At 70.2% G+C, this 10,510-nt stretch carries 7 protein-coding genes; 5 read left to right on the top strand and 2 right to left on the bottom strand.

The features are described 5' to 3' along the window. Positions 1 to 64: 64 nt before the first annotated feature. The 3 genes from ABD52_RS39800 to ABD52_RS14935 all read left to right on the top strand — a co-directional run bounded on the left by ABD52_RS39800 (position 65) and on the right by ABD52_RS14935 (position 3,300). Positions 65 to 223 (top strand): hypothetical protein, encoded by a 159-nt coding sequence (locus ABD52_RS39800; protein ID WP_161801625.1) that lies wholly within the window; start codon positions 65 to 67, stop codon positions 221 to 223. Positions 224 to 480: 257 nt separating this feature from the next. Then, positions 481 to 2,286, top strand: a complete 1,806-nt coding sequence (locus ABD52_RS14940; RefSeq protein WP_082171297.1) for a ParB/RepB/Spo0J family partition protein — start codon at positions 481 to 483, stop codon at positions 2,284 to 2,286. 90 nt (positions 2,287 to 2,376) lie between these two features. Beyond that, positions 2,377 to 3,300: a ParA family protein gene (locus ABD52_RS14935; RefSeq protein ID WP_082171296.1), complete on the top strand. Its 924-nt coding sequence runs from the start codon at positions 2,377 to 2,379 to the stop codon at positions 3,298 to 3,300. 493 nt (positions 3,301 to 3,793) lie between these two features. Here the strand turns inward: ABD52_RS14935 and ABD52_RS37850 are convergent, their stop codons facing one another. Together ABD52_RS37850 and ABD52_RS39795 are read right to left on the bottom strand one after the other, a co-directional pair. Beyond that, on the bottom strand, positions 3,794 to 4,378 hold the full coding sequence (locus ABD52_RS37850; protein WP_047892211.1) for a hypothetical protein: 585 nt from the start codon (positions 4,376 to 4,378) through the stop codon (positions 3,794 to 3,796). Positions 4,379 to 4,385: 7 nt separating this feature from the next. Further along, positions 4,386 to 4,733: a hypothetical protein gene (locus tag ABD52_RS39795; RefSeq protein ID WP_053065385.1), complete on the bottom strand. Its 348-nt coding sequence runs from the start codon at positions 4,731 to 4,733 to the stop codon at positions 4,386 to 4,388. Positions 4,734 to 5,055: 322 nt separating this feature from the next. Between ABD52_RS39795 and mobF the strand changes: the two genes are divergently transcribed. Together mobF and ABD52_RS14915 are read left to right on the top strand one after the other, a co-directional pair. After that, complete coding sequence (gene mobF, locus ABD52_RS14920; RefSeq protein WP_053065384.1) at positions 5,056 to 9,567, top strand: MobF family relaxase; 4,512 nt, start codon at positions 5,056 to 5,058, stop codon at positions 9,565 to 9,567. Between the two features lie 640 nt (positions 9,568 to 10,207). Beyond that, a complete protein-coding gene (locus ABD52_RS14915; protein WP_152748249.1) occupies positions 10,208 to 10,507 on the top strand; it encodes a hypothetical protein in 300 nt (99 codons plus the stop codon). The last annotated feature ends 3 nt before the right edge of the window (positions 10,508 to 10,510 follow it).

The raw sequence follows: 10,510 nt of genomic DNA, 5'->3' as shown, positions 1-10,510 counted from the left end.
ACCCCCGTCTCACCCGCCGCGCCAACGCCCGGCCAACCCTTCACAGAAACCACGGAGCGACGACATGCCGAACACCGACCAGCACCGCTGGAACAACCACCGCAACGGCAACGACGACTGGTGCCCCTGGTCGCTGAGCCCCACCACCGCCGACCCCGAAGGCGACGACACCCGCTGCCCTGCCGGCTGCCCCGCCAGCACCATCGAGTCCGTCACCCACTGAACGACCCGCGCGAACCGGACCGCCCGACACGCCCCATCCACCAGGCCACCGGACGCCACGGCCCGCACCACCCCGAAAACCGCGCCCCCCAGCCGCTACCCTGACGGACGGACGAAGCCCGGCCAGAAGACCTCGCCCCCACACGGTAGGCGCAACCCAAAGTAGCCGAACAACTTCGCTAAAACGGCTTTGACATCTAAGAAAGTTTAGATACTATAGACATGTGAGTCGGAAGTCGTGAGACGGAAGACAAACAAATGTGGGGGCGGCTGACCGCCCAGGACAAGCCACCCCCACAGCAATTTCACCCACCCACAGTGTACAAGGAGCCCCACATGGCCCGCAGAGGTAGTGGCCTCGCAAGCAACCCGCTCGCCCAGCTCCAGCAGGAAGAGGAGCAGATGGAGAAGGCGGCCATCGAGGCCGCCCAGGCCGCCGGTGCCACCATCCAAGACCTGCCCATCGGAGAGGTCGCCCCGGACCCCGAGAACCCCGAAAGCCGCCTCACCCCGGATGACAAGCTCGTCGCTTCGATCAAGTCCGAAGGCCAGCTGTCGGCCGGAGTGGTCGTCCCGGTCGACGTCTGGGCAGGCTACGGCAACGACGTGACCAAGCTCTACACCGCCACCGCCGCCCTGATCTTCGGCGTGGACGCCGACTCGGTTACCGACGAGCAGCGCGACAAGGCCAAGGAGCAAATCAAGTACGTCATCAACTTCGGCCACCGCCGGTGGGCCGCCGCCCGCGCCGCCGGACGCAGCGCTTACCGCGCGGTCGTGTCCGACACGCTCAAGGACAACACCACCAAGCGCATCCACCGGCTGACGGAGAACGTCCTCCGCGAGAACTACACGCCGTTGGAAGAGGCCCGCGAGCTCAAGCGCCTCATCGACGAGGACAAGCTGGGCCAACGGGAGATCAGCCGCCGCACCGGCATCCCACAGCCGTACATCTCCAAGCGGATCGGTCTGCTCAACCTGCCCGACGAAGCGCAGGCCGCGCTCCGCGAGGGCATCATCCCGGTCGAGGCCGCCGTCGAACTGGCCAAGATCACGAAGGACCCCGACCGCATCAAGAAGGTCATCGACGCTGTCGTAGCCATGCCCGCCAAGACCGACGACGAGAAGACCGCTCGCTCTCGCCTCGCCGTCGACCACGCCCGCAAGGAGTACAGCGCCCACAAGGCCGCCAAGGACAAGGAAGACAAGCGCAAGAAGCTCGCCGCAGAGGGCATCGTCGTCATCCCCAACCCCACCACCTACTTTGCCGACAAGCCCGGAAGCCGGTGGGACTACCAGATCCACGACGACGACCAGATCACCGCCGCCCGCGAGGCAGGCACCCTCGCCGCCTACGTCGTCACCGGCGATCACATCGAGTACTACCTGACCGAGCTGCCGCCGCCCGAGCCCGAGGAGCCGGAGGCAACCGACGAAGAGTCGCAGCCCGCCGACCCGGACTCCGACCCGGACGCCGAGGCCGCCGACACCGAGACGACCGCCGACGCGGACAGCGAGACCACTCCCACCGCCACGGGCACCGTCGTGAAGGTCGAGCGCACCAGCACCACCATCCCCGCGCCCCGCGTCACCCAACCGCAGGAGACGGAGGAACAGCGGGCACGCCGGGAGGAGCGCGAGAAGGAGGAGCGCGAACACGCGGCAGCCGCCAACGCCCGCGAGGCAGCCTGCGCCCGGATCGCCGCCAAGGCACCCAGCCGGGAAGCCCTCACCGCCCGACTCGCCCGCCGAATCCTGCTGGTCGAGGAAGACCACAGCTTCGAGGCGCAACAGCTCGCCGTGAAGTGGCTCAAGGCCGCCTCCGTCGTCGACGAGTCCACCACCGTCTACACCCTGTTCGGCTACGACACCAACATCGACGCCAAGCTCGCCGCCCGCGCCGCCTACGTCTACGACCTGGCCCTGTCCGAGATCCGGGCGCAGGACAGCATCGAATACGACACCGAGGACGCCCAGCACATCAAGCGGCTCATGGACGAAGCCGCCTACGAGCCGGCCGAGTGGGAGCAGCAGGCCCTCCTCGAAGCAGCCGACGAGAAGTAGAGCCAGCCCCAGGGTGGGCGCGCCGCAGCACCCGGCGGCGCGCCCACCCCTCACCCCTCCCGACCGCCCAGACCGCACCAGGAGCCCGTCATGCCCAACGCTGCCGCAACTGATGCCGCCGGCATCACCCCGCCCAACCAGCGAACCCCCGCAAACCGGGAAACGCGCCGCGCCGCCGCCCGCATCACCCGGAGACTGATCCGCGCGGTGGTCATCGCAGTGGCGAACCAGAAGGGTGGCAGTGGTAAGACCACCACCATCCTCGCCCTCGCCGGTGAACTCGCCCGACGCGGCTTCCGAGTCCTCGTCATCGACTGCGATGAACAAGGCAACGCCACCACCGGCCTCGGTGTTCCCGCCGCCCAAGGGGACACCGAAGGCACCTACTACCTGCTCATGGATGACGAGGCCAAGCCTGCCGACGTCGTCGTGCCCACCCCGCACGAAAACATCTTCCTCATCGCCGGAGGCGAGAAGCTGTCCGAGGTCGCGGCAGGGCTCGCCAGCGAGATGGGCAACCACACCTTCCTCTCAGCACACGTCGAGACCCTGCGCGACGAGTTCGACGTCATCCTGCTCGACACCCCGCCCGCGCTGTCCCTGCTGACCATCAACGCCCTCTACGCCGCCGACGAGATCGCCACCCCGATCAACCCAGGGGAGTTCGACCTGCGCGGCATCGCCCAGCTGACGAAGACCGTCAAGCGGATCAACACGCGACTGAACAAGACCATCGAGATCGCCCACGTCTTCCTCATCAACTTCCGACCCCGCCGCCGCAACGACCAGGACGCCTACCGCTTCGTCAAAGAGGCATTCCCCGACGCCCTGATCGACACGGCCGACCCGCAGCCCGAAGAGGAATGGCACGGCAGCGGAGTCCCCCAATCCGCAACGGTAAACAGCTCACAGAGCGCCGGCGTACCCCTCACCCTCTTCGACCCCCGCACAGCGGTCAGCCGCGCCTACTGCCGCATCACCGATGTCATCGAGCGCAGGAGCCTTCGTGGCTAGGCGAAACGCCACACCGAACGAACCAGAACCCCCCGCCGGGCGTCGCGACAGCGACGCCCCGGCGGCGTCCGGTGACACCCCCAAAGACCGACCCATCAGCGCCAGGATCGGCAAAGACACCGCAGAACGCGCGATGAACGCGTTCTATAGCGCACCCCACGGCCTACCACGCTGGCGCGACTACCTAGAGCAAGCACTCGCGGAGTACACCGAACGACTGGAGCGCGAACACAACAACGGCGAACCCTTCCCCCAACGACCCACCGACACCCTCACCCCGGGCCGCAAGGTCGGAATCTCCCCACGCCGCGCCGGCTGACCGGCAAGCAACGGCCACCGCGACGCGAGAGCGAACGGACGCGCATCGAGCACGCCCGCCCGCGCTGCCGCTCCCGTGCCGCACGGCCGACCAGCGGCAACGCCGACGCCCTTATCCGCACGTGGCGCCTGCTCCCTCACCACAGGGGCAGGCGCCACATACCAACCCACGCAGTCAGAACAGCCGCGCCTGCTCCGCAGGCTGCAACGCCGCCACCGCGGCCTCCATCCGGGCTACGTCCCAGCCGTGTTCCCTGACCACATCGCGAAGCGCTCGGGACCGAGCAGCCCTCGCGCGCCGGTCAAGCCCACGCGCCTGCCACGGCCGCGGCGTACCCCCGCCCCGGCCCAGACGCCCCATCTGCGACAGGTTCTCCGCCTGAGTGCTCACCACCACGTGCGCAAGGCCACCCTCGACCAGGCCCTCATGCGCCCGCACGCAGATCGGCTCATCGCACACCTCATGAGCAGCGACGACTGATGCCGTCAGCATCACCCCGTGGGTCGCCGCCAAGGCGTACCGAGGCGCGCTGACGACGTGCTCACGCATCAACACCCGACCCGACCTCGACGCCGGCCGCGCCCGCCCCTGCTCATCGAGCACCGGCCGGCGGATCGAAAAACTGCCGTACCCGTCGTCACCGACCGCCCCGGCCCAGATCCAGCACGCCGAGCCCGGCCCGCGCACGACCTTGGACCAGAACCGGGCAACCTCATCACGGCATGCCACCGGGTCGACCGCCAGGACGAAGCCGCTCACCGTCGCATCACACCCGCTCGTCCGCCCCACTCATCACCCGGGCGCCCGCCTCATCCGCGTCCTCGCCCGAGGCGCCGGCGGCCGGCTCGGCCTCACCCGCCGCTTCCCGGGCCCGTCGACGCGCGGCGCGCACTTCCGCCGGCGACAGGCCGAGCAGCGCCGCCACCGCGTCCGGCCGCTCCCCCAGCTCCACCATCTCGCCCACCACACGATCCGCCGCCGCCATGTGCTCCGCGATCTGCCTGTCAGCGCGATCCCGCACCTCCTGCACCATGGCCAGCGCCACCGCGTGCTCGTCGGCGAGCTCACCGATGCGCCGCTCGCGCTCCCGCCGCGCCTCCATCGCCGCCGACACACGCGACCTCGCCGCGGCCCTCGCCTGAGCCGCCACCGTCGAAGACCGTCGCACCGCCATCGAACACCCCCGAAAACTAGCGGTTGCCGGGCCGAGGCCAGTGGAATCGGCGCCGGCCGATGATCGCCAGCCTAGCCGCCCGCCACAAGAGCCGCCAACGATCATCCACAGGTGACCAGCGCGCTGGTCACCTGTGGATGATCGACGCGCCGAAGGCGCGTGCTGACCGACGAAGCGGAGCCGCAAGCGGCACAGCACTTCTGACCAGCCGATCAGCTACACACCTCTGGCACTATCAGTGATCTTGTAGGCTAGAAGCGTGATGACCTTGCACCCGCTGCACGGCGGCGACGGCTACACCTACCTCACCCGCGAGGTAGCCACCGCCGACGTCCGTCGCAGCCGAGGGCAGGAGATCACCGACTACTACCACGCCGACGGCAACCCTCCCGGCACCTGGGCAGGCCGCGCGCTGCCCGAACTCGGCATCTCCGGCACCGTCGCCGAGGCGCAGATGCGCGCCCTGTTCGGCGAGGGACTGCACCCCAACGCCGACGCCATGATTGAGCAGCTCATCGACGAAGGGCTCAGCGCTAAGGAAGCCGAACAGCGTGTACGACTCGGCCGCCGACCCATGCGGTACGAACCCGTCGACACCTACCAGGAACGAGTCAAGCAGCGGTACGAGGCGCACCAACGCATGACCGGACGCGCCCCCACCGCCGGAGAACGGACGCGACTGTCCCGCGCCATGGGTGCCAAGATGTTCGCCGAGCAGCACGGCCGCCGCCCCCGCGACGCCGCCGAGCTGACCAAGTACATCGCCCAGGTCGCCAAGCCCTCCCCCCAGGCAGTCACCGGATTCGACCTCGTCTTCACGCCCCCCAAGAGCGTGGAGACTCTGTGGGCCCTCGGCGACGAGGCGACCCGGCGCGTCGTCGAGCAGGCGCACTCATCCGCGTGGCGGACGGTGCTCGCCGACGCCGAGAACACGGTGATCAAGACCCGGGCAGGCCGCGCCGGAGTCGCCCAGCTCGACGCCACCAGCGGCGTCATAGCCGCCACCTTCGACCACTACGACAGCCGGACCGGTGACCCTAACCTGCACACACACGTCGCCATCGCCAACCGGGTCAAGACCGCCGACGGCAAGTGGCGCACCATCGACAGCCGCGCGCTGCACGCCGCCGCCGTGTCCATGTCGGAGCAGTACAACGCGGCAGTCGTGCACACGGTCGCCGAGCGCCTCGGCGGCACAGTGGTAGCCGTCGACCACGGCCGCGGACGCCGCCCGGTCTACGAGATCGCCGGGGTCCCCGATACCCTCCGGACGCTGTTCTCCGGCCGCCGCGCCAGCATCAGCACCCGGACCGCAGAGCTGATCGACACGTACGTTCGCGACCACGGCCACGAACCCCCGGCGCACATCCGGCACCAGCTCGCCCAGCAGGCGACCCTGGAGACACGGCCGCCGAAGCGGCAGGCGCGCAGCCTCGCCGCCCTGCGCGACGAGTGGCGGAGCCGAGCAGTTGAGGCCGTCGGCCAGCGGCGCGTCGACCAACTTCTCACCGACGTCCGCAAGGCCGCCGAGGCTACCCGCCGCGGCGATGCCGGCGGCATCATCCCGGACGATCACGAGCAACTCGCGCGCCTGGCCCGCGCCGCCGTGTCCACGATCGAGCAGCAGCGCGCGACCTGGACCCGCCACCACATCGACGCCGAAGTCCGCCGGCAGCTCTCGGCGGCCGGTCTCGGCGCACGCGTCGAACTCGCCAGAACGGTTACCGACCTCGCCCTGCGCGGTGAGTCCGTCCGGATCACCGCGCCCACCACCGCGCCGACCCTGCCCGAGCTGACCCGCGCCGACGGCGAGTCGGTGTTCCAGCACGCGCAGACGGTCCGGTACTCCTCCGGGCGCATCCTCGCCGCAGAGCACCGGGTGGTGACCGCCGCCAAGACCACCGTCATCGCCCCCGTCTCTGGCGAGGTGTTCGACACCACCCTCGCCCGCATGCAAGCCGCACCAGGTGCCCGGCAGCTCGACGCCGGCCAGATCGACGTGGCCCGCGCGTTCGCCACCGATGGCCGGCTCGTGGTCGCCGGGATCGGCCCAGCAGGCGCCGGCAAGACCACCGCCACGCGCGTCGTCGCCCGCGCCGTTGAGGCCGCAGGCGGCCGGCTCATCGGCCTCGCCCCGTCCGCCCGCGCCGCCGCCGTGCTCTCCGACGAACTGTCGGTGCCCGCGCACACTCTCCACCGATGGCTGCACCACCGCGACAAGGGCAGCCGGGGGCGGGCGTGGCAGCTCCGCGCCGGGGACGTGATCCTCGTCGACGAGGCCGGCATGGCCGGCACCCTCACCCTCGACGCGATCATCGCCGACGCCCACCGGGCCGGCGCGGTGGTACGGCTTCTCGGCGATCCCCAGCAGCTCGGCGCGCCCGCGTCCGGCGGCATGCTACGGCTCGTGCAACGCGAGGCCGGCGCCGTGGAGCTGGACCGGATCCACCGGTTCGACGACCCGGCCGAAGGGGCCGCGTCGCTCGCGCTGCGTGACGGCACGGACGAGGCCTGGCGCTGGTACTGGAGCAGAGACCGGATCCAGCACGGCGACCGGGACACCATGATCGATCGGGTCTACGAGGCGTGGCGGACCGACGTTGCCGCCGGCGAAACCTCCCTCATGGTGGCACCGACCAACGACGACACCCGCGTGCTCAACGACCGGGCGCGTGCGGACAGGATCGCCGCCGGTCAGGTCGAGCCCATCGGCGTCACGCTGCACGACGGCACCCAGGCCGGTCGTGGCGACCTCGTGGTCAGCCGCCGCAACGAGTCTCGACTCCGGCTGTTCAGCGGGCGGGACATGGTGCTCAACGGCGACGTGTGGCACGTCGAGCAACGGCACGACGACGGCAGCCTCAGCGTCCGCCACGACCAGCACGGCGGACGGATCCGCCTGCCCGCCCGGTACGTCCGTGAGGACGTCGAGCTGGCCTACGCGACGACGATCCACCGCACCCAGGGCATGACGGTCGACCGTGTACGCGTCCTGCTCACCGGTGCGGCCAGCCGCGTGCAGGCCTACGTCGCGCTCACCCGCGGCCGGCTCACCAACGCCGCGTACGTCATCACCGCAGCAGGCGAACGGGTACACGAGGCCCTGGACAGCATCCGCCGCAACGTCGGCGCGGCGGTCTCCGCGACCGAGGAGCTGCGCGAGTCGTTCGCCACCGCCGAGCACCTGCCCGAACTCGCCAACCAGTACCGCTACGTCGCCGACATCGCCGCCGCCGACCGGCACCGGGCCGCCGTCCGCGCCGCCCTCGGGAACGCGGGCAACCACCTGCTTAGCTCACCCACGTGGTCACGGGTCTCCGCCGCGCTCGCTCGCGCCGAACGCGCCGGCTGGTCCGCGCCGGACATGCTCGATGCCGCCGGCATCACCGACCTCGCCGGAGCCCAGGACCCCTGCGTGCTCCTGACCCACCGCATCCGCGCCACGCAGCAACGCGTCGCAGATCAGCTCACCCAGGCTCCCCCTCGTCCCCTCGCCGGCGTCAGCGACGCCGCTCTCAGCAGGCTCCGGGACCGGGCCGCGAGTCGGCTGCACGATGCCGAGACCGCGCTCGCGTGGGTCCGACACGACGCCACTGAACTACCCGCGCCGGTACGCGTCAGAGGGCACCAGCATCCCGCCTGGCCGGACCGTCCGCACGGCATGCTCTCCGACGTCCAACTCGCCGAGGCCCACCGCGCTAGCCAAGCCGAGCTCGACCAGACCGCCCGCCGGCTTGCGGCAGCGCGCCGACTTGCCCGCGAAGCCCGCACGCCGGACCAAGCCCAGGCCGCAACCCGCTACCGAGGAGAAATCGAAGCCCAGGCACGCGCCGACCGAGCCCACGCCGAGCAACTGGCCAGGGAGCAGCGCCTACGCGCCACCATGCGACCCGACGACCGCGCACGCGAAACCGCGCAACGCGAGAACCCCGGCGCACCCACCACCACCGACGCCCTGAACAACGCCCGGACCACCATCCACGAAAGCGTTGAGAAGGCCGTCGCCCGGGTCGAGCAGGCTCGCACCATCGTCGCCCGCATCGACACCGAAGCCGGCTGGCGTCGCCGCCTGCCCACCGCCGTCCGCACCGCCGAACAGCACGACCGCGAGGGACACCGGCCCACCGCGGCTCCCGCCGTGCCGGACTGGCTGGCCGACACCCGCCACCTCATCAGCCACGACACCTCGACGTGGGCGACCCATCTTGAGGAACGTCGCGCCCACCTCGCGGAGCGCCTGGTGGACATGGCCCGTGAGGTAGCCGCCCAGCAACCAGAGTGGGCCAAGCCTCTCGGCCAGCGCCCCGACAATGACACCACGGCCGCGCTGGCGTGGGACCGCGCCGCCGGCCTCGCCGCCGCATACCGACAGACGCACCAGGTGCCTGAGGAAGACACCCGCATCCTCGGCAAGCAGCCCCGCCCGGACGCCAGTCCGCGCCACCAGGCGTACGAGGAGACGAAGGCGGCGATCGAACCCGTCCGCGCGACGCGCGCACGAGCCAACCGCGCAGCAGCAGCCAATCACGCACGCGAGGAGCTACGCCGCAAGCTCCAGCGTGCCACCGAGAGAGAGCCCGTCGCCGCCGGCACGGTCCGCCAGCCGGATACCAACAGGGAGACAGAGCGACGAGCGCGACGGGAAGCCGAGGCACAACGCGCCAACCAGATGCGCGAAGACCGCGAACGTGAGCGGCGCCTAGCGGAGCAGCAGCGGCTTGCCGCCACTCAACGCCGCGAACCTCCCGGCCCGCAGCGCGGCGCTCAGATATGAGCGCAGCGCTTCCCGCTAGCCGGGACAATCCAGGGCAACTGGTGGGTCCCAGCGGACGTCACCACAGCCTTGCCAGCGGCATGTCAAGATCATGTGGCCACCGCACGGACAGTCACGCCAACCGCGTCCGGCGCGGGTTGCCGACCCTCCGTCGTACGGATGACCCCGCGAGCAGGCCAGTGGCGATTCGCCACACAATTCGTGAACAGCGCGGTACCGCACCGCCGTGGTGTCCGGGTGTGACCGGGCCCAGATCACCACGGCGCGAAGGGCCGCTACCGAGTCGACCCGGCGGGCTGACGGTCGCCCGCCGGCCTGCCCCGGCCGCCACCGGATCTGCACCTCCCAGCGTCGAAACCACTCGGACACGTAAGGAGACTATCGAACGCGCGTTCGACGGGCATCCGCTTCCAGGCCGCCGCCGTCGCACCATCGAACCGCGTCAGGCCGGACTGGGCCGTGGTCGGGCAAATGGTTATCCACAGGCAGATTACTTTCCTTGGCGAGTCTTTATCCGGGGGTGGACAATATAAGAGTGGTAAATGACTTGATCGCGGAAAGCTTGAGCGCCATCGCTTCGGTGAACTCCCCTGACGACGGGAAGTTTCAATCCGCTCTACTGCTGTCTTACGCCGTGTGTATGGAAGCTGCGGACCGCGACGAGCACCGTAGCGACAGCTGGACCTTCGCCGGACTAGCTCTCCGCGAGTCCTACGATCGGCTGACCCGCGAACTACCCGATGACCTGGTGACCTCCTGCGGTCCGGCGCTTCGCGCGGTCGAACCCGACGAGGCTCGCGCGGCGACGGTGGACCTGATCGCTGCCCTGGCAAGGGTGGCCTCGACCGCCGTCGCCTCGGAAACCTTCTCCCCCTGGCGACGGTTGGTGTGGTCCTCGGCCGCGACCCACCTGGACAAAGCGCTACGGGAGTTGCGGTGACCT

The sequence above is a fragment of the Micromonospora sp. RV43 genome, from assembly GCF_001029515.1.
GTDB classification, from domain to species: domain Bacteria; phylum Actinomycetota; class Actinomycetes; order Mycobacteriales; family Micromonosporaceae; genus Micromonospora; species Micromonospora aurantiaca.
This window is presented reverse-complemented; position numbering and strand designations above follow the sequence as displayed.

Bases quoted from the DNA above. Each gene is read 5' to 3' on its own strand.
- ABD52_RS39800 (WP_161801625.1), top strand. From the start codon at position 65: ATGCCGAACACCGACCAGCACCGCTGGAACAACCACCGCAACGGCAAC.
- ABD52_RS14940 (WP_082171297.1), top strand. From the start codon at position 481: ATGTGGGGGCGGCTGACCGCCCAGGACAAGCCACCCCCACAGCAATTT.
- ABD52_RS14935 (WP_082171296.1), top strand. From the start codon at position 2,377: ATGCCCAACGCTGCCGCAACTGATGCCGCCGGCATCACCCCGCCCAAC.
- mobF (WP_053065384.1), top strand. From the start codon at position 5,056: ATGACCTTGCACCCGCTGCACGGCGGCGACGGCTACACCTACCTCACC.
- ABD52_RS14915 (WP_152748249.1), top strand. From the start codon at position 10,208: ATGGAAGCTGCGGACCGCGACGAGCACCGTAGCGACAGCTGGACCTTC.